Annotated in this window: 20 protein-coding genes and 1 other annotated feature; of the genes, 18 read left to right on the top strand and 2 right to left on the bottom strand. The window is 45.2% G+C overall.

Going from position 1 to position 19,970, the window contains the following annotated elements:
* Nucleotides 1–6 precede the first annotated feature (6 nt).
* The 10 genes from sigG (at nucleotide 7) to MHI38_RS07380 (ending at nucleotide 9,456) form a co-directional block, all read left to right on the top strand.
* On the top strand, nucleotides 7–789 hold the full coding sequence (gene sigG, locus MHI38_RS07425) for an RNA polymerase sporulation sigma factor SigG (RefSeq protein ID WP_110898501.1): 783 nt from the start codon (nucleotides 7–9) through the stop codon (nucleotides 787–789).
* A gap of 218 nt (nucleotides 790–1,007) precedes the next feature.
* Nucleotides 1,008–1,400 (top strand): YlmC/YmxH family sporulation protein, encoded by a 393-nt coding sequence (locus tag MHI38_RS07420; RefSeq protein WP_244159411.1) that lies wholly within the window; start codon nucleotides 1,008–1,010, stop codon nucleotides 1,398–1,400.
* Nucleotides 1,401–1,454: 54 nt separating this feature from the next.
* Nucleotides 1,455–2,354, top strand: coding sequence for a peptidoglycan editing factor PgeF (pgeF, locus tag MHI38_RS07415; RefSeq protein WP_154888125.1), 900 nt, complete (start codon nucleotides 1,455–1,457; stop codon nucleotides 2,352–2,354).
* Nucleotides 2,355–2,360: 6 nt separating this feature from the next.
* A complete protein-coding gene (locus MHI38_RS07410; protein WP_090923747.1) occupies nucleotides 2,361–3,062 on the top strand; it encodes a YggS family pyridoxal phosphate-dependent enzyme in 702 nt (233 codons plus the stop codon).
* Nucleotides 3,053–3,520 carry a cell division protein SepF gene (locus MHI38_RS07405; RefSeq protein ID WP_090923746.1) on the top strand — a complete coding sequence of 156 codons (468 nt, stop codon included), beginning with the start codon at nucleotides 3,053–3,055 and terminating at the stop codon, nucleotides 3,518–3,520. Before MHI38_RS07410 ends, MHI38_RS07405 begins: the two co-directional genes overlap by 10 nt.
* A 16-nt stretch (nucleotides 3,521–3,536) precedes the next feature.
* On the top strand, nucleotides 3,537–3,800 hold the full coding sequence (locus MHI38_RS07400) for a YggT family protein (protein ID WP_090923796.1): 264 nt from the start codon (nucleotides 3,537–3,539) through the stop codon (nucleotides 3,798–3,800).
* A gap of 15 nt (nucleotides 3,801–3,815) precedes the next feature.
* Nucleotides 3,816–4,598, top strand: coding sequence for a YlmH family RNA-binding protein (locus MHI38_RS07395; RefSeq protein ID WP_154888129.1), 783 nt, complete (start codon nucleotides 3,816–3,818; stop codon nucleotides 4,596–4,598).
* Nucleotides 4,599–4,838: 240 nt separating this feature from the next.
* A complete protein-coding gene (locus MHI38_RS07390; RefSeq protein WP_090923744.1) occupies nucleotides 4,839–5,348 on the top strand; it encodes a DivIVA domain-containing protein in 510 nt (169 codons plus the stop codon).
* A 57-nt stretch (nucleotides 5,349–5,405) separates the two neighbouring features.
* Nucleotides 5,406–5,697, top strand: a binding site (T-box leader).
* 116 nt (nucleotides 5,698–5,813) lie between these two features.
* The gene (gene ileS / locus MHI38_RS07385) at nucleotides 5,814–8,912 is read left to right on the top strand and encodes an isoleucine--tRNA ligase (protein ID WP_154888131.1); all 3,099 of its coding nucleotides are present in this window, start codon (nucleotides 5,814–5,816) and stop codon (nucleotides 8,910–8,912) included.
* Nucleotides 8,913–9,090: 178 nt separating this feature from the next.
* The gene (locus MHI38_RS07380; RefSeq protein ID WP_090923742.1) at nucleotides 9,091–9,456 is read left to right on the top strand and encodes a DUF5665 domain-containing protein; all 366 of its coding nucleotides are present in this window, start codon (nucleotides 9,091–9,093) and stop codon (nucleotides 9,454–9,456) included.
* A gap of 33 nt (nucleotides 9,457–9,489) precedes the next feature.
* On the opposite strand, the gene MHI38_RS07375 is transcribed toward MHI38_RS07380, so the two are convergent.
* Nucleotides 9,490–10,227 (bottom strand): TraR/DksA C4-type zinc finger protein, encoded by a 738-nt coding sequence (locus tag MHI38_RS07375; protein WP_154888133.1) that lies wholly within the window; start codon nucleotides 10,225–10,227, stop codon nucleotides 9,490–9,492.
* Nucleotides 10,228–10,460: 233 nt separating this feature from the next.
* Here MHI38_RS07375 and lspA point away from each other — a divergent pair, with 233 nt between their 5' ends.
* From lspA to MHI38_RS07335, 8 genes are all read left to right on the top strand, one after another.
* Nucleotides 10,461–10,955 (top strand): signal peptidase II, encoded by a 495-nt coding sequence (lspA, locus tag MHI38_RS07370; RefSeq protein ID WP_090923795.1) that lies wholly within the window; start codon nucleotides 10,461–10,463, stop codon nucleotides 10,953–10,955.
* A 52-nt stretch (nucleotides 10,956–11,007) separates the two neighbouring features.
* Nucleotides 11,008–11,910 carry an RluA family pseudouridine synthase gene (locus MHI38_RS07365; protein ID WP_253499985.1) on the top strand — a complete coding sequence of 301 codons (903 nt, stop codon included), beginning with the start codon at nucleotides 11,008–11,010 and terminating at the stop codon, nucleotides 11,908–11,910.
* A 110-nt stretch (nucleotides 11,911–12,020) separates the two neighbouring features.
* Complete coding sequence (locus MHI38_RS07360; RefSeq protein WP_090923739.1) at nucleotides 12,021–13,274, top strand: LL-diaminopimelate aminotransferase; 1,254 nt, start codon at nucleotides 12,021–12,023, stop codon at nucleotides 13,272–13,274.
* A gap of 180 nt (nucleotides 13,275–13,454) precedes the next feature.
* Complete coding sequence (locus MHI38_RS07355; protein ID WP_154888140.1) at nucleotides 13,455–14,366, top strand: decaprenyl-phosphate phosphoribosyltransferase; 912 nt, start codon at nucleotides 13,455–13,457, stop codon at nucleotides 14,364–14,366.
* A 33-nt stretch (nucleotides 14,367–14,399) separates the two neighbouring features.
* The gene (locus MHI38_RS07350; RefSeq protein ID WP_253492623.1) at nucleotides 14,400–15,032 is read left to right on the top strand and encodes an HAD family hydrolase; all 633 of its coding nucleotides are present in this window, start codon (nucleotides 14,400–14,402) and stop codon (nucleotides 15,030–15,032) included.
* A 26-nt stretch (nucleotides 15,033–15,058) separates the two neighbouring features.
* A complete protein-coding gene (locus tag MHI38_RS07345) occupies nucleotides 15,059–15,349 on the top strand; it encodes an EamA family transporter (protein WP_090923793.1) in 291 nt (96 codons plus the stop codon).
* Nucleotides 15,350–15,353: 4 nt separating this feature from the next.
* Entirely contained in the window at nucleotides 15,354–15,656 is a 303-nt protein-coding gene (locus tag MHI38_RS07340; RefSeq protein ID WP_090923794.1) for an EamA family transporter, read from the top strand.
* 50 nt (nucleotides 15,657–15,706) lie between these two features.
* The gene (locus tag MHI38_RS07335) at nucleotides 15,707–17,014 is read left to right on the top strand and encodes a DUF6080 domain-containing protein (protein WP_253492625.1); all 1,308 of its coding nucleotides are present in this window, start codon (nucleotides 15,707–15,709) and stop codon (nucleotides 17,012–17,014) included.
* A 141-nt stretch (nucleotides 17,015–17,155) separates the two neighbouring features.
* Here MHI38_RS07335 and MHI38_RS07330 read toward each other — a convergent pair whose 3' ends face one another.
* Nucleotides 17,156–19,831: a YhgE/Pip domain-containing protein gene (locus tag MHI38_RS07330; RefSeq protein ID WP_341181119.1), complete on the bottom strand. Its 2,676-nt coding sequence runs from the start codon at nucleotides 19,829–19,831 to the stop codon at nucleotides 17,156–17,158.
* Between the last annotated feature and the right edge of the window lie 139 nt (nucleotides 19,832–19,970).

Here is a 19,970-nt window from a genome sequence, read left to right as displayed (position 1 = left end):
ATCACGATGACCCGAAACAAAGTCGAGATTTGTGGCGTGGACACCGCAAAGTTGCCTGTTCTCACCAATATTGAAATGCGGGAATTATTTCATTCCCTTCAGCAGCACCATGATCGCTCAGCAAGAGAGAAATTGGTGAATGGCAATCTGCGTCTGGTACTCAGTGTCATTCAGCGTTTTAACAATCGGGGGGAGTTTGTCGATGATCTGTTCCAGGTTGGATGTATCGGCCTGATGAAAGCCATTGATAATTTTGATTTATCCCAGAATGTCAAATTTTCGACCTATGCAGTACCGATGATTATCGGTGAGATTCGCAGGTATCTGCGTGACAATAATCCGATTCGGGTATCCCGTTCCCTACGGGATATTGCCTATAAGGCGCTTCAGGTTCGTGACAGCTTGACGAATAAAAATTCACGCGAACCGACGATATTTGAAATTTCGGAGGCACTGAATGTGCCGAAGGAAGATGTTGTTTTTGCACTGGATGCCATTCAAGATCCGGTATCGCTGTTTGAGCCGATTTATCACGATGGGGGAGACCCGATCTACGTGATGGATCAGATCAGTGATGACAAAAACAAGGATGTGTCCTGGATTGAGGAGATTGCATTGCGGGAAGCGATGCACCGTCTCGGTCAACGGGAAAAGATGATTTTGTCGATGCGCTTTTTCGAAGGGAAAACCCAGATGGAAGTTGCAGATGAAATCGGGATATCTCAGGCTCAGGTTTCACGTCTGGAGAAATCAGCTATACAGCAGATGCAGAAACATGTAAAGTCGTAGGATGACATTAGACAAGAAAGGCGATCAGTCGGAGAATCATTCCATTGATCGTCTTTTTTGCGCAAAAGGAAGGGAAGCCCCCTAGTCCAGTGTAATCTTGCCCGAGTTGGCTGTTGTAACAAACAAGCGAAAAACAGGACATTTTTCGCCTACAGAACATATATTGGTATAGAGGCATGCTGAACGGACAGATGAGCTGTAAACAGGGGGCGGGTAGAATGAGAGTGAACACGAATGAGGCAACGTCACGAGGTATGAAAATCTCCGATTTTCAAACAAAGGATGTCATAAATATTACGGATGGCAAACGTCTTGGCCAGATCAGTGACCTGGAACTGGATCTTAAACAGGGGCGAATCGAAGCCATTGTTGTTCCAGGATATAGCCGTTTTATGGGGTTGTTTGGAGGAGGGACAGATCTGATTATACCTTGGAGAAATATCGTTAAGATCGGCTCGGATGTCATTTTGGTTAAAATGGATGAGGTGAAAGAACAAGCTTATGATGAGCGTGAGCGAGAAGCAAGATTATATGATGAGCAGCAACAGGGCCGCACGGAGCGTACCGAACGATTGGAACGGCTGGATCGGAGTCAACGGAGAACGATATAAATGAGACAGAATGCACCCGCATTTGGTAAACTGGAAGTTGTGAGGTGATGAAGAATGGAACCCTTTGTATTGAACAAAAATGTCATGAAGGATATAGAAGAGAAAACGTATCATGGTGATCAAGATCCGCTGTTATTATATATTGAACCTTGGAAACGGTTGTTTGAGCGGTTAACGGCGGGATTTACAACCAGACATGGCGGCGTTGGTCAAGAACCGTACGCTACCCTTAATTGTGCGTATCACGTTGGAGATGATGCGGAGGCAGTGCTCCGTAATCGCCGTCTTCTGACGGAGAAGCTTGCTTTTCCGCTGGAGGCATGGACTTGTGGAGAACAGGTGCATGGTAAAGCGGTGGCTGTCATTACAGCTAAAGACAAAGGCAGAGGACTGCTGGATCGTCAATCGGCATTGCAGGATACGGACGGACTGGTTACCAATGTGCCTGGTGTACTGCTGACTTCGTTTTATGCTGACTGCGTTCCCTTATATTTCTATGATCCGGTGAATCAGGCTGTAGGTCTTGCTCATGCAGGATGGAAAGGGACTGTGGCGGGTATTGCCGTCTCTATGGTGGAAACGATGGAGCGGGAGTATGGAAGCCGGAGAGAGGACATTCGTGTGGCTATTGGTCCCTCCATTGGGGATTGCTGTTATGAAGTGGATGAGGCTGTTATGCGGCATGTTCGGGTTTGGCTGGATGAACCTCAGGGTAATGATGAATACAAGTATTCTGCTTCAAAGCGCATATATACACCTGTTGCGAACGGAAAAACGATGTTAAACTTGAAAGAATGTAATCGACACATTATGATGAAAGCAGGAATATTGCCGGATCATATCGAATGTACAACATGGTGTACAAGTTGTCATCCCGAACTATTTTTTTCCTATCGTAAGGAAAATGGGGTAACGGGGAGAATGGCAAGCTGGATTGGGCTGGAAGAGAGGTGACCCTCTGTGTCATTGGAGGAGCGTATACAACAAGTGAATCAGAAGATTGAAGATGCGTGTAAGCGCAGTAACCGCCCTTTTGAGGATGTGAATGTGATTGCGGTCACGAAATATGTCTCATTGCAAACGACGGGTGCTGTGCTGGATCATGGTCTTGAGCATATTGGAGAAAATCGCTGGCAGGATGCACAGGCGAAATGGGAAGCCTTTGGTCAGAAAGGCACGTGGCATTTTATTGGTCATTTGCAGACGAACAAGGTGAAAGACGTCATCGGCAAGTTTGCGTACATCCATTCACTGGATCGATTGTCACTTGCCAAAGAGCTGGATAAAAAAGCTGCTTCACTTGGAATTAAGGTGAACGCGTTTATGCAGGTGAACATTTCAGGTGAAGAGAGCAAGTATGGTCTGCAACCTGAACAGGCAAGTTCTTTTCTGAAGGATATTCAATCGTTCAACAACCTTAAGGTCATTGGTCTGATGACAATGGCGCCTCATGAGGAAGATCCAGAGTTGACGCGTCCTGTATTTCGAGGTTTGCGTGAGCTGAGAGATGATTTGAATGGACAAGCATTGACAGCTGAGCCCATTACCGAGTTGTCTATGGGCATGTCCAACGATTTCGAAGTGGCCATTGAAGAAGGAGCAACCTGGGTGCGGCTTGGATCAATTCTCGTAGGAAAAGAGGAGGGAACACGATGGGCGTAATGAATAAGTTTATGAATTTCCTGGGACTTCAGGAAGAGGAAGAGATTGTAGAGCGGGAGCGTCTTGCTGCACAGGAAGAACACGAACCTGAACAGCAGGAAAATGAAACCTCTGCACTTGATAAACGTAGAAACCAAAGGGGTAATAATGTGGTTAGCATTCATTCCCAGAAAAATGTAAAAGTTGTCCTTTATGAGCCTCGTTCTTATGACGAAGCACAAGAGATTGCCGACCATCTGCGGTCGCATCGTACCGTTGTTGTGAATCTGCAACGAATCCGTCAGGATCAGGCTTTACGTGTTATTGATTTTCTAAGCGGTACGGTATATGCATTAGGCGGCGGTATATCTAAAATTGGCGGCAACATTTTTCTCTGTACGCCAGATACGGTTGAAATTCAGGGAACCATTACGGAGATACTGGCTGACAGCGAGCAAGATTATAACAGAATGAGGTGAGCCTTTTTTGTATCAGATGATTGAAGGTATATTGGGTACGCTATACCAGATTTATTTTTACATGGTTATTGTCTACATATTGATGTCATGGCTTCCCAATGCACGGGAGAGCTTCATCGGTGAATTGTTAGGCAAATTTGTAGAGCCTTACTTAAGTCCTTTCCGCCGGTTTATTCCGCCTCTGTTCGGTGTGCTGGATATTTCCCCGATCGTCGCGTTGCTTGTTCTTCGACTGGCGCTGGTTGGGTTACTCTCTATAGTTCAGTATTTGACATTTTAAGTTAGGGTGACATAGATGAGCGGTGATATGTACGAACATTTTAGCCATGATGAGCGGGACTTTGTAGATAAAGCCAACGATTGGGTTGAACGGGCGAGCAAGGTTCATGATATGAAGCTCACCGATTTCCTTGATCCAAGACAGGTGTTTATTCTGCAATCCTTGGTCAATCGTAGCCAAGACGTTCAGGTTCGTTTCGATGGCGGATATGAAGCTGCTGAACGTAAGCGTGCATTGATTGCTCCTGATTATCGTTATCTGGATGAAGAAGATATGGGGATGCAGGTCCTCAGCATTACGTCTGACGATCAGAAAATCTCGGAACTGGAGCATGGGGACTATATGGGTTCCCTGCTCGGTCTCGGGATGAAACGAGGCAAGATTGGAGATATTCAAGTGCTGGAGGATGGCTGCCATACTGTAGTGGCAGCAGAGACCGGCGCTTTTTTATCGCTTCAATTGAATCAGGTGCATCGGTTGCACGTATTTACAGAACTACTGCCATTGAATCAGATGAAATGGTCTGCGACGAAATTGGACACTATAGATATTACCGTTGCCTCGATGCGACTGGATGGTATCTGTGCAGATGTGCACCGATTAAGCCGTAGCAAAATACTGATTCCAATTAAAGCAGGACGCTGTAAAGTGAACTGGAAAGTGGTGGAAGACCCCTCAAAGCCGCTTAAGGCAGGAGATGTGGTATCCATTCAAGGATTTGGTCGTTTTAAGGTGCTTGAACAGGAAGGAATGACCAAAAAGGGACGTTGCCGGGTAAAGATCGGTAAATTTGCTTGATGTTATTGCAGGATAATCCGAATTCTTGTCGAAATGTTAAACGTAAAGGTAAAAAAATATCCGGTGTTTCCGATATACATTAAAGTACAAGATGTGGATCTCTGCAGATCGTGAGAGCAGATTCTGCTATTCCGTAAAAAGTTACCAGTTCAGGTTTCTTTCTTACGGCCCCTTGGGTGGAACCCATATGCTGCAAACCTTCTCTATAGTGAGAAGGAATTTTTACAGGAGGTGGACAGCATGCCATTAACGCCGCTGGACATACATAACAAGGAATTCTCCCGACGCTTGCGTGGGTATGACGAGGATGAAGTCAATGAATTCCTGGATCAAGTCATCAAAGATTACGAAGGCGTCATTCGCGAGAACAAGGAGCTGAGCAATCAGTTGCTGTCCGTTCAGGAGAAGCTGGATCATTTTGCTACCATCGAGGAGACTCTTAGCAAAACGATCATCATTGCGCAGGAAGCTGCTGACGATGTGAAGAATAACGCAAAGAAGGAAGCTCAGTTAATTGTGAAGGAAGCAGAGAAAAATGCAGACCGAATCGTTAACGAAGCGCTTGGCAAGTCCCGTAAGATTGCTTTGGAAGTGGAAGAACTGAAGAAGCAGGCATCCATCTATCGTGCGCGTTTCCGTACGCTCGTTGAAGCTCAGCTTGAATTGCTGACACAGGATGGCTGGGAAGCACTGGAGAGCCGTGAGCAGGAAGTGCGTGACCGTGAGCGGGAGATGAAAGAGATTTATTAGTCTGCTGCCCGGTTGACTTTTGCGGGTAAAGAAGCTATAACTATATTCATATTGAATAGTGATTCCATGACGGGCTCAGTACGTTATGATCTCATCCCTCAGAGAGTTGGTGTCTGGTGCAAACCAACGGATGAGTTATAGCCGAATATCCTCCCGGAGAAGTGACGCTGAAGCGGTGAATGCATTGCCGTGTGTAAGCTGAACCGTAAGCCGTACGTTATAACGGTACCCTGCAGTAGTTTAGCGGGGCTTAAGCGCTGTTGATGACAGAGCATACTCGGGGTAACCTGAATGTGGTTTGTGATGAACAGAATTAGGGTGGTAACGCGAGATGAACCTCGTCCCTTTCCAGGGATGAGGTTTTTTTGTGTTCTAAAACGGTGAGCGGAATCTATGAGCTACGATGGTGTATGTTTAATGTTTTACAATCGATTCATCTTAACAACAGAAAGGAAGTCGAACAGCATGCAACGAGTTGATGTCAAAGAAAAAGCACGTGCAAGAGAACTGCGTGTGTTAGATAAATGGAAAACGGAGAATACGTTTAAACGCTCCATTGAGAACCGGGAGGGCAAGCCGAACTTCGTATTTTATGAAGGCCCACCTACAGCCAATGGTAAACCACATATCGGTCACGTGCTTGGTCGTGTAATTAAAGACTTTGTTGGACGTTACAATACGATGAAGGGTTACCGCGTTGTGCGTAAAGCGGGATGGGATACACACGGCTTACCTGTAGAGCTTGGAGTTCAGAAAAAATTGGGTATCTCCCACAAGTGGGAAATCGAAGATTATGGCGTGGAGAAATTTATCAACGAATGTAAAGCAAGTGTTTTTGAATACGAGCAGCAATGGCGTGATTTGACGGAAGGGATCGGATACTGGACGGATATGAACAATCCGTACATCACTCTCGACAACAACTACATCGAAAGTGTGTGGAACATCCTAGCGACGATCCATGAGAAAGGTTTGTTGTACCGCGGTCACCGCGTAAGTCCATACTGCCCTTCTTGCCAAACAACATTGAGTTCGCATGAAGTTGCACAAGGATACAAGGACGTTAAAGATTTGAGTGCGACGGCAAAATTCAAGCTGGATGACAGTGGCGAATTCGTATTGGCCTGGACGACGACCCCTTGGACATTGCCTTCTCACGTTGCACTTGCTGTAAACCCGGCAATGGACTACTCTCGTGTACGTCAAAATGATGAAGTGTATATCATGGCGACGAACTTGGTGGAGAAAGTTATGAAAGATAGCAAAGGCGATTATGAGATCATTGGTGCACTGAAAGGTGCAGACTTGGTAGGTAAAACGTACAGCCCGCCATTTAACTACGTAGAGGCCGAGAAAACCAACATCATTCTGGGGGCAGGATTTGTTACAGACGCAAGTGGTACGGGTATTGTTCACATGGCTCCTGCACATGGTGAAGATGACTACCGTGTCTGCCGTGAGAATGGCATCAGTTTTGTGAACATGGTTGACCTGGAAGGCAAGTTTGTAGCACAAGTTACTGATTTTGCAGGTCGTTTCGTGAAGGACTGCGACATCGACATTGTGAGATACTTGTCTGAGCATGGCCGTCTGTTCAGCAAAGAGAAATATGAGCACAGCTACCCGTTCTGCTGGCGGTGTGATACTCCACTTCTCTACTATGCTATGGACAGCTGGTTTATCCAAACAACAGCAATCAAGGATCAGTTGATTGCAAACAATAGTGAAGTGGAATGGTATCCGGGTCATGTGCGTGAAGGACGATTTGGGAAGTTCCTTGAGGATCTCGTGGACTGGAATATCAGCCGTGACCGTTACTGGGGAACACCGCTTAACATCTGGGTGTGTGAAGAGACAGGCGAACAGTTTGCTCCTCATAGCATTGCTGAGTTACGTGCGCGTGCGGTAGGCGATGTGCCGGAAAACCTCGAGTTGCATAAGCCGTATGTAGATGAAGTGAAGGTGCTCAGCTCTTGCGGCAAATACGAAATGAAGCGTACACCTGAAGTCATCGATGTATGGTTCGACAGCGGCTCCATGCCGTTTGCGCAGCAACATTATCCTTTTGAAAATAAAGAAGTGTTTGAGCAGCAATATCCTGCAGATATGATCTGTGAAGGGATTGACCAAACGCGCGGCTGGTTCTACAGCCTGCTCGCGGTATCTACACTTTTGACAGGCAAAGCGCCTTATAAAGCTGTTATGGCAACAGGACACGTACTGGACGAAAATGGCCAAAAGATGTCCAAATCCAAAGGTAATGTTATCGATCCTTGGGAAGTTATCGAGGAGTACGGTACGGACGCATTCCGCTGGGCGTTGTTGTCTGACAGTGCACCGTGGAACAGCAAACGTTTCTCCAAAGGCATCGTAGGAGAAGCGAAGTCCAAAATGGTGGATACGCTGGTGAACACTCATGCATTCCTGACGCTGTACGCAACGATCGATGGATTCGATCCACAGGAGCATCCATTCCAAGTGTCTGCTCACAAATTAGATCGCTGGATTCTGTCCAGATTGAACAGCCTGATCCTTGTGGTAGAAAAAGCATTGTCCGTGAACGACTACCTGAACTCTTCCAAAGCGATCGAAGCCTTTGTAGATGAGCTCAGTAACTGGTATATCCGCCGTTCCCGTGATCGCTTCTGGGGAAGTGGTTTGACAGAGGATAAACTGGATGCGTATCGTACCCTTACCGAAGTGCTCGTGACTACAGCGAAGCTGGTTGCGCCATTCACTCCAATGCTGGCTGAGGATATTTACCTCAACCTGACAACGGGCGAAAGTGTGCATATGGATGACTATCCTGTAGCGAATGAAGCATTAATCGATGCGGCTTTGGAGCAAGATATGGAAACAGCTCGCCGCGTTGTTGAGCTTGCTCGTAACGTTCGTAACGAGACTGGTATCAAAACGCGTCAGCCATTGTCCGAGTTGATCGTATCCCTTGACAAAGGCTTTGATCTGGCAAGTTATGAAGAGATCATCAAGGAAGAGATCAACGTCAAAGGAATTCGTACAGAGCATAACGATGCCGAGTTTGTTGATTTTACACTCAAGCTGAACCTTAAAGTCGCGGGTAAAAAATACGGCAAAAACGTAGGTTTCCTGCAAAACTTGTTCAAAGGCATGACGGCAGATGAGACCCGTAAAGTGGTAGCGGAAGGTGCATTTAACGTCGTTTCTCCGGAAGGCGAGGAACTACAGGTGACGGATGAGGAGTTGCTGGTTGAGAAACAGGCTAAATCGGGCTTTGCTTCTGCATCCGGTTATGGTTTGACGGTAGCCCTCAACACAGAGATCACAACGGCGCTGGAGCAAGAAGGCTGGGTTCGTGAAGTGGTTCGTGCGGTACAGGATACTCGTAAACGTCTGGATCTGCCAATCGAGAAAAGAGTGCGCCTGACGCTGGATGTGGATGCCGATCTTCAAGCAGCTATTGAAGCATTTGACGATGTTCTGCGTGAAAATGTACTGGTGACTGACGTGACATTTGGTAAGGTGGATGGCATGGAGCAAGTAGAAGCCGGAGGCAAAGGCATCGGAATCTTTATTGAAGCGTAGTGAACAAGAATAAGTAAGATTAAAATAAATGAGCCACAGCTAAGGGGCAATTCCTGAAGCTGGGCTCATTTGTTTTTGTTTGTTTTTCCACAGATCGGGCAATGATTAAATTGTGCAGTTCTTTTTAAAAAAGTAACAGTTCGTTTGATCTATATTGATGCAAGGATTGGAGCGAAACATGAGCAAACAGGATAAGTCAGCTGAGTCCAGTGCAACAGAAACAGCGGAAATAGCTAAGGTGGACACACCGCATGATAAAATTGAAGAATTACATACGTTAACCAACCGTCTTGCGAGTGAGCTGGAGCGTTCACGTATTGCCCAATATACGGAATTGCTAAATCGGCCGTGGAAGCTAATTGGGCTGAATCTCTTGTCCGGTGCAGCCAGAGGTGTAGGAATTGCCATCGGATTTACTTTTTTCGCGGCCACCATTATCTATGTGTTACAGGTTCTTGGTGCATTAAACCTCCCTATCGTCGGAGATTATATTGCTGATATTGTACGAATCGTACAAAGGCAGCTTGATATGAACACGTATTGAAAAATAAGGCCTGTAGATGGCTCACCTGTAAACTCAATACGTGTCATCATCATCTGAGTCGGGTTCAAGTAATCCTAAGCCCTCACCCTTCTCCAGGTATTGTCGGTACTGACGATTACGTACAATCGAAACATCGTGACCGTAAATATCCGTTGCGACAAAGCTTTCGTAAGCCTCCACAAAGCCGTCCAGCTCTTCCGTAGCTTCAATAGCCATCACATCATAGCTGTCGATATTACCGTTTTCCGCCATTGCCGGGGAATTCGAGTTGCCCCAACTCTCCACGATCTGCCAAGCGTCTTCGCCGTCAAAACCATTCTGATCATCCCGCTCGTCCAGACTGGTACGTCCAAATGATGGGGCGAGGAACTCTTCTTCCACAGGCCGATTCTCGGAAACGATGGTTTCCGGTTGATGCTTTTTACAGTACTTTGTGTATGGAACGGCCTCCATACGCTCATAAGGGATCGGTTGCTGGCAGACAGCGCATGTACCGTAATGACCTTCTTCAATCGAGTGCAAGGCGGAATCAATACGTTCGAGTTGAAATTCATCATGCTCCAGCAAGGAGATGTCTTTTTCTCGTTCATATACCTCTGTGGCAAGATCACCAGGATGATTATCAATCGGTGACAGTTCACCTGTTTGTAGTTTTAATGAGTCTCCAAGGCCGTAGTGTTCGTTCTCTGACAACCGGTGTTCGATATCCCGTTTATCTGACAATAGCTGGGAACGCAATGATTGCATTTGCTCGGTTGTAAAATGTGACATGGCTTTCCCCTTTCTATTCCATTTGGAATCCGGTTTTTTCTCCATTCTAGGATGTGCCTTTTGGAGCAGGATTACAGAAGGCAAATGTTATCGGTTTTTCCAATCCGCCTAAGCCAATATTGCTTCGCAAGGTTGCCACGTCATGGACGATCTCTGAATAGCTGTGCTACAATAAATAAGTCTGGCGAATGCTTGGTATCGCTGGAAAAGACAAGAACGGAGTGACAACAAACGTGGTGTATTATATCCTTGCTTTTATCGTATTTCTAGTGGATCAGGGAACAAAGTATCTGATTGCTACCCGGATGGAGCTTAGAGAAGAAATTCCGGTCATTGGTAATTTTTTTGTCATCACTTCCCATCGAAATTCAGGTGCAGCGTTTGGTATCCTGCAGGATCAACGCTGGTTCTTTATTGTGGTGACCATTATTGTGGTTGTCGCCTTGATTTGGTATTTGCAAAAAGTAAAAGATACCCCGCACAAATTGCTACCAGTAGCGCTTAGCCTAGTGCTTGGAGGAGCGATTGGTAACTTCCTTGACCGTGCGTTGACGGGGGAAGTTGTAGACTTTGTGCAGCTTAATTTTGGGAGTTACACGTTTCCGATTTTCAACATTGCTGACTCGGCCATCTGTATCGGGGTAGCTTTGATTATTGTGGAGACATTATTGGAAGGACGTCGTGAAAAAGCGGCCGCGAAGATTGAAGGGAATGAGCATCATGAGTAATTTGAATGAGGAACAACGCAATAACGATGAGCAATTTAATGGCGAGGAACGTATGGAATGGATCGTTGCCGCTGAACATAAGAAGGAACGTGTGGATAAATATATTACAGATGCTGTAGATAACGTGTCTCGCTCGCAAGTGCAACTATGGATTGCAGATGGGGCAGTTACAGTCAATGGTACTCTGGTGAAGTCCAATGCGAAGCTGTCAGAAGGAGATCAGATCGTATTACAGATTCCCGAGCCTGCTGCGGTGGAGATTATTGCGGAAGATATCCCGCTTGAAGTGGTTTATGAAGACAGTGATCTGATTGTCATTAACAAACAACGTGGACTGGTCGTACATCCTGCACCGGGACATACATCAGGAACACTTGTGAACGCTCTAATGTACCATTGCAAGGATCTTTCCGGTATTAACGGAGAACTGCGTCCAGGGATCGTACATCGGATTGACAAGGATACGTCAGGCTTGATTATGGCGGCCAAAAACGACCGGGCGCATGCTTCACTAGCTGCCCAGTTGAAGGAGCACAGTGTGAACAGGCGTTATATTGCACTCGTTCATGGGCATCTCAGTCATGATCAAGGTACCATCGATGCACCGATCGGAAGGGACACGAATGATCGTAAAATGTACACAGTCACCGAACGTAACAGCAAACATGCAGTGACTCATTTTACAGTGACGGAGCGCATCAACGATTATACCTTGCTCGAGTTAAAGCTCGAAACAGGGCGTACCCATCAGATCCGGGTGCATATGAAATTTATCGGTCATCCTCTTGTTGGTGATCCGACGTACGGGCGGAACAAAGGTATCAAAATGAATGGACAGGCTCTGCATGCGGCAACACTTGGTTTTGTGCATCCTTCCACAGGAGAATACATGGAATTCAGTGCACCGATTCCGCAGGATATGGAAGATGTACTCGCTTCGCTGAGAAGCCGCTGACCTTTGAAGAAAGTACAAATGTTCGGATATTTTGTCCATGGTGTTGAATGCTCAAATGCTTCATATTAAAACATGAGAAATTTGCGTCAAAATGAGGAGATGAACACATTATGAGTATCGATAAATATCAGGAAACGTATATCCAAACTAATTTTGCCGACCGTATCGGCGGCTCCAACTATGGTAAAGACACGAACATCTATAAATTCGAAAAAATCAAACGTGCGAAAGCTTCGGCCAAAAAAGACTTTCCCGATGTCGAACTGATTGACCTTGGGGTTGGTGAACCCGACGAGATGGCTGACGCAGGCATCGTTGCTGCACTTGCTGCAGAAGCGGCTAAACCAGAGAACCGCGGGTACGCCGATAATGGTATTCCTGAATTCAAAACAGCCGCAGCTGCTTACCTGAAAAACGTATTTAACGTGGATGGTATTGATGCGGATACAGAAATCGTACATTCCATCGGTTCCAAACCGGCTTTGGCAATGTTACCTTCTTGCTTCATTAATCCAGGTGATGTAACGATTATGACTGTGCCTGGTTATCCTGTAATGGGCACACACACGAAATATTTGGGTGGAGAAGTATTCAATATTCAATTGACCAAAGAGAACAACTTCTTGCCTGATCTGACAGCTATTCCTGAAGATATCGCTAAACGTGCAAAATTGCTTTATCTGAACTATCCAAATAACCCGACTGGTGCTAGTGCAACAGTGGAGTTCTTTACAGAGGTCGTTGAATGGGCGAAAAAATACAATGTCGTTGTTGTGCACGATGCTCCATATGCAGCATTGACGTATGATGGCAAAAAGCCTTTCAGTTTCCTTTCTGTACCAGGAGCCAAAGATGTAGGTGTAGAACTGCACTCTCTCTCCAAATCTTACAACATGACAGGTTGGAGAATTGGCTTCGTAGCCGGTAATCCTCTCGTTGTCAAAGCATTCAGTGATGTGAAGGACAACAACGATTCCGGTCAATTCATCGCGATTCAGAAGGCAGCGGCTTACGGATTGAATCATCCTGAAATTACGGAGAAAATTGCAGAAAAGTATTCCCGCCGTCACGATATGCTGGTTGCAGCACTCAACGAGCTGGGCTTCCAAGCAGAGAAACCAAAAGGTTCTTTCTTCCTTTATGTTGAAGCACCAAAAGGTGTGGTCGGTGGACGTCGCTTCGAGTCAGGAGAAGACTTCTCCCAATTCCTGATTCGTGAGAAGCTGATTTCATCCGTGCCTTGGGATGATGCAGGTAACTTTGTTCGTTTCTCCGTTACATTCATTGCGAGTGGCGAAGAAGAAGAGAAACGTGTTATTGCTGAAATCAAACGTCGTCTGAGTGACGTAGAGTTTGAATTTTAATTCAAACATGCGTTAATATAGACTATAAAGAGTAAAAAGAGACCGGAAACGGTCTCTTTTTTATGTCAAAATATATCCTTTATCCTCTTTACAAAAATAACCAAGCAACTTATGATTAAGTCTTTACGTTATTTGTATAGACTAATCCGTTAGAATTGTTGTTGAAGGGAGTTATTGCTATTGTTTTCATCACGGCAAGATACCGCGTCTTCTGCTGTAGGTAATGCTGGAACCGTTTCTGGTTTATTTAAATTGCTAAGGCCTAAACAGTGGACAAAAAATTTGCTGTTATTTGCAGCATTGTTATTTTCATTTGAGGAAATCCGAACGGAGACCATTGTTTCAACAGTGATTGGCTTTCTGTTATTTAGCCTTGTTGCAGGATGTGTGTATATACTGAACGACTATGTAGATCGGGAACGGGATAGGCAACATCCGACTAAGCAATTCCGTCCAATCGCTTCAGGGCAGGTTAATCCTACACATGCAATAGTATTCGGAATGGCTCTCCTTGTGTTTTCCTTGGGAGCTGCTTTTGTGATGAATCCGTTGTTCGGTGTATTGTGCATTGTGTATTTCCTACTGAACGTATCTTATTCTTTTGTACTGAAACATCTCGTTATTCTGGATATGATGACCATTGCGGCAGGTTTTGTGCTTCGTGCAATTGCTGGTGGTGTATTGATTCATGTGCCGTTCACCCCTTGGTTTCTGATTTGCACGATGTTGTTATCGCTGTTCCTTGCGATTGGTAAACGGAGAAATGAACTTACATTGCTCGAAGGCAACACAGGATCACATCGTAAAGTGCTGGATAATTACTCGATAACGTTACTGGATCAGTTCAACACGATCGTCACGACAGCAACCATCATCAGTTATTCACTGTTCACCTTTACGTCAGATCGCACTATTCATCTGATGTGGACCATTCCACTGGTGATTTATGGCATGTTCCGGTATTTGTATCTGATCCATATGAAAAATCAGGGCGGATCACCGGACCGGGTTTTATTTGAGGACAAGCCTATCCTGATTACGGTTATTTTGTATGTAGTGAGTGTGATTACGATTTTTGCCATTTTCGAATGATCATAGAGAGATTTAGTATAGAGGGGGATCAGGGTGAAACGAACGAAGGTTGCGATCTTTGATATCGATAAAACGATTATACGCAGTGACTCCATGTTTCAATTTGTATTTTATAGTGTGCGACGTTATCCTTGGCAAGTATGGCGTCTGCCTGTCATTGCATTTCATACCTTCCTATTCAAAGCGGGTATTATGACGGTTGAACGAGTTAAACGTTCCTATTTTCAAGAAATCAAACGTATGTCTGAAAAAGACCTGGAGCATTTTTTCGATACCCACCTCCGAACTTCCATATTTACGGAGGCGAGTGTAGAGATGCAACATCGGAAGGAAGCTGGATATCACGTGTTGCTCGTAACGGCTTCTCCGCATGCGTATATGAAGTATTTCAAAAATTTCCCTTGGGTCGATCATGTGATCGGAACCGAACTTGTTCGACATGAGAATGGTTATACCTGCATCATTGAAGGTGCCAATTGTAAGGGAGAAGAAAAGGTACGCCGGATTCAAGCTTATTTGGCCGAGAAAAACATGGAAATTGATTATGAGCAATCCTGCTCCTACTCCGATTCTTTATCTGATCTTCCCGTCATGCAGCTTGTGCGTCAGCGGTATTTTGTAAATAAACGTGTTCCTGAGATGGAGGCGTTGACGTGGGGGAAATAGGTTCACGTCACACCGGCAAATGGTTGATGCTGGCTTCTGCTTTCCTGACGGCGACAGGGCAATTGTTCTGGAAGTGGGGATTGACGGAGTGGATCTACATGGGTGTGGGTTTTCTATGTTACGGCATGGGAGCCATTTTGATGATTAAGGCATTCGCGCGCGAAAAGCTCTCGGTAGCCTATCCGCTCATGTGTGCCAGTTATGTTTTTGCTTTAATCTATGGATATTTCTTGCTTGGTGAAGAAATTACGGTACAAAAGCTTGCGGCTGTTGTGCTCCTGGGAATCGGGGTGACGTTAACCAGTGTGGATCGATAGTTGGATGATTGCTGTGTTAATCGTGATGACCCTATGCGGAGCGATGGGCGGGGCTGGGTTGAAATTTTACGCAACGAGTCGTAAACGACTACATGTGCTGATCGGACTTGGTTTTTATGGAACGGGTGCACTGCTTAACATTGTGTTACTGAAGTTTCTGCCTTTAACCGTGGTGTTGCCTGCGAACGCTTTAACCTACGTCTGGACCCTTATTATTGCAAGGTGGGCTTTTAAGGAGACGGTAGGACCAATGAGATGGATCGGCGTTATCTGTATAATGGGCGGGCTATGCTTGCTGGTACTCTAGACCGGATTTTATATTTCTAATCTTTATCATTAACTATTGGATGTGAACGCATGAAATTTCTAGATTACATATTTTATGACCGTAGAGTGACTTGGACTGCTTTTGTTTTGTTCGCCGGTTTTGCTCTTTTTTATGGTTTGATGAATGGTTCTTATATTATGTATATCAGTCAAAACGCAGAGATGCTGGGAAAATATACACCGTTTAATACAGCGGTATTTCCACTTAACCTGTTTAATTTTGATCCTTCGATGTATTACGGAGATAACAGTTCTTCGGTTATTCACCCCTTAATATCTTATTTGGCGGTTACGCTCGGAGCTATTTCCAAGCTGCTGGGGGGCAATTGGTTTTTTCTGATTTTACAATCCCTTGTGAATGCAGGTTCAGTTGTTCTGGTTTTTATTTTTCTTAGCCAAAATGAAAAGAAATCTACACATACACCGTTGTTGTTCGCGTTGCTGTTTGGGTTCAGCTCGTATTTAATGTTTACGGCCTTTATCCCGGACTCGTATCCGTATGTGCAGTTTGTTATTCTTCTGTCTGTTCTGTACTTGCAGTATTCGCGGGCACAGCAGGACGTCCGTTATGTCCCGAATGCACTACTTGCGACAATTAACTTTGGATTAACTTCGACTAATATCGTACCGTTTGCCGGAGCTGTCTTCTTTAATATGCAGGCATGGCGTAGTAAGGCAGGTTGGAAAAAATATATCGGCATTATGTCACTCGCCGTACTGATGATTCTGGTGTTAACAGCCATTCAGTATGTTGCATTTGGCGGCCGAAGCTGGATAAGCAACTGGTTGTTAGGTATTCAAAATGGGGGCACCAGTTATGCGACACCTTTCCAGTGGGCGGCACATTATAAAGCGTTGGTATTGCTGACCATCAATCCGATGTTATCTCCCCAAGTATACTTGCTTGATCCGGGTATGGTCGCATTTGTCACAGACCTTACCCGCTCTAATCCGCTTTATGTTCAAATTACGGGTATATTTCTTTTGTTCCTTGCGCTAGCAGGTTTCATTCGTGGTATACGCGAGCGTAGTGTGTGGACGTTAATGCCGTACATTATATTTGCTTTCCTGCTTCACCTTGTTGTAGGATTCGGGCTGGCTGTGTATCAGTATGATATGTACCTGTATGCCGGACATTATTTGTTTGCTTTTTATCTGCTTGGTGGTATGTTTATCAGCAGTCTGCGCTCCGGGTTGGGTAAAAAAGTACTGATTGGACTGCTCGTAGCATCCTTGCTCGTCACGGTTGGCAACAACATCTATCGTCATTTCGAAACCCTGTCGACGATTAAACAATCTTATGAACAGCTGGAACAGCAACGTTCAGCACAGCGATGAGCAGATCGGGAAAGAATTGAAAGAACAGCGTGGCACAGCACATGATGATATCCTGTGTAGTAATACAAAAAGAAAAAGGCTTCTTGAACTTACGTTCAAGAGGCCTTTTTTGCGAAACTCAGGTACTGCTAAATACACAAATCAAGCAATGATTTTCGTTTTTTTCGCATTTTCAGCAGAACGTTTCGTTAAGCTGCTTAATGGTCGTTTTAACAAGAGAGCAAGAATAAGACTAAGCGCTATGAACAGACATAACCACAGGATGTCCTTTATGGCTGTTGACCATAGAATACCACCGACAGCTTCACGTAGCAGACTGATAGCATAAGTGAACGGCATGAACGGATTTAACGCTTGAAAAAAGGGCGAAGTCATGCTGATCGGGAAAGTACCACCCGAACTGGAGAACTGAAACACCATGAAGATAATAGCGATGCCTTTGCCAATATTACCGAATACAGATAAAAGCGTATATGTGATCGTGACAAACACTGCACTCACTAGCATGGCAAATACAATAAACAACCATTGATCTGCGACATACGTTCCCAGAATCCAGATGTCTCCCGCTGTAACGCATATCGCCTGCAATAAACCAACGGTTAGGAAAGTAGCTAGGCGACCGAGATACAGTTCATATCCGCGGTATGCGCCCTCCGGGTTTTCTGCTTCCGCACGCAACAGGGATATTAACAATGTTGAACCTACCCATAGTGATAATACGGCATAGAATGGTGACATGGCTGAACCGTAATTCGGAATGGGGTACAGGTGTTGTTCCTTAATCTGTACTGGACTCGCGAGGAATGCACTTTCCTCCTCAATATCCCCCCGCAACAATTTGGCGAGCTCGGCAAATTGATTATTGCCCTCGACTTCTCTTAATTTCTCGGCAGCCTTGCGGATTGCACTTTCCAACTCTGGCAAGTCCTTACGAACAAGAGTAGCTACGCGATGTACTCCTTGTTGCACATCGGGCAGTTGATGCTGCACAAAGCTGAACGCTTTGCTAATTTGCTTCTCAGCCTGAGGCAGATCATTACGAACAAAATCGGCAGCCGCATTTAATTTATCCTCCAGCTTGGGCAGATCACGTTGAATAAGGGAAGACACCACATTCCAAGCACGGATAAAGGATTCACTCTTAGTGCCAACGGTTTGTGAAATCTCATGCACCTTAGCCTGAATGTCGGGTAGATCACCCTGAATTTTTTCCAGCTCCGTTTGACCAAATTGAATGCCCTCCTTCGCTGTAGCGAGAATTGCTGCAATGTCGGGAAGACGCTCCTTTGCTGCTTGCAACGTATTAGCTGACGTAGAGAGAACAGACTTTAGCTGATCGGTTGCATCCGTAAGCGCAGGAACAATCTGGCTATCAAAGGTGCTTAGGAAGCGATCGATCCCGGTGTTAATGTTTCTATTCATTTCATTTAATCGGGCAACAACATCTGCGGGAGGGATTGTATTCTCGCGCAAGGCTGTACTGATGATTCCGGCCAGTTTTATTTGTTGCTGAAGTTGTTCGAATATCGTTTGTAATTGCTGTATCCTTGTTGCCAGTGGATGAGAGGGCAATAGAGCATCGATTTTGCCTAACAGATCAGACATACTATCCATGATTTTTACTGCAGTGCCTAGACGAGAAGTAAGACGGTCGATGTCATCAGCGCTTGGCAACTTACTCCAATCGGTTCCTTTTAATTGTTCAAACATATCGCCAGCTACGTTTGTTATTTGCTGCACGAACATCAGATTTTGCCGAATCGTTGGCGTAATCGATTGGAAGGCTTCCTGACTGGAACTTGCAAATTGATTTAATCCATTAGCAAACTGCACTGCGTTATCAGAAATTTCGGACACCTTATCCAAATCCTGCTCAGCATCAGAAACGATAGCAAGAGCTTGATTGGTCTTATCCAGGGCGGTTTGAATTACTCCAGAAACTTGTCCGAAGTTGGCATCAACCTCTTGAATGCGGGCGACGGCTTGCTCTATTTCCGGTATTCGATCTTGTAAGGCTACCACCTCTGAAGCAGCCGCTTTAATCTGAGGCCAATATTGCTGTACTTTTAGTACATATCCAGCAGCTTCATTAATTTCAGGCAGTCTTTTCTCTAATTCAACAATTTTTTGAGCCTGTTTTACAATCTCCGGCATGGCTTGGTCAACTTCGAGCACTTTCTGACCAGCTGTCTGGATTTCAGGCAGATTTTTCTCCAGCAAAAAGATGCCACTTTCCATTTTGCGTAGCGTTGGCAACTGTGCATTAATCTCTACGCCAGCTTCCTTCAGCTTGGTAAGCACTGCTTCACTGACGGCTTCAGTAAAATTCTCATTAATCTGCGTTGTAATGGCGGATACACCCGAACCGGTTATTTTGGGAGCGATGGCATTGACTTTTTCATTGACTGTGTATATGACTTCCGGTCGATCCAGTTTTCCATCCACAATGCCCGTGATCCGTGATGAAAAATCAGCAGGAATGAGCAGGCTGGCATAATACTCACCGGTCTGAACACCTCGGTTAGCTTCGGCTTGATTCACAAATGTCCATCCCAGCTTGTGGTTGTGACTTAAACTATACATTAACTCATCGCCAATATTAATGGCAGTACCCGTAACCGTGGCACCCTTGTCTTCACTAGTTACGGCGATTTTGATGCCTTGTGTATTACTGTACGGGTCCCAAACGGATTTGACATTTACCCAGTCGTATACACCTGGCAGTAATATGATTGCGACGATCAGAAATACACCTGTGGGTACTTTGAAAATATGTAGCCAGTCTGTCTTGTAAATTTGCCATATGTGACGCATGGTGTCCTCCTTCAAAATAATGAAGGGAGCTATAACAGTGGAGGGATAAGGTCACCTTCCTTACGTTGTTACTCCCTAAGCTATATGTATATCGGAAAAAAGGCGGATTTATTAAATGAACGTGTGTATAAACTTCCCC

The sequence above is a fragment of the Paenibacillus sp. FSL K6-1558 genome, assembly GCF_038002565.1.
Taxonomy (GTDB): domain Bacteria; phylum Bacillota; class Bacilli; order Paenibacillales; family Paenibacillaceae; genus Paenibacillus; species Paenibacillus polysaccharolyticus.
This window is presented reverse-complemented; position numbering and strand designations above follow the sequence as displayed.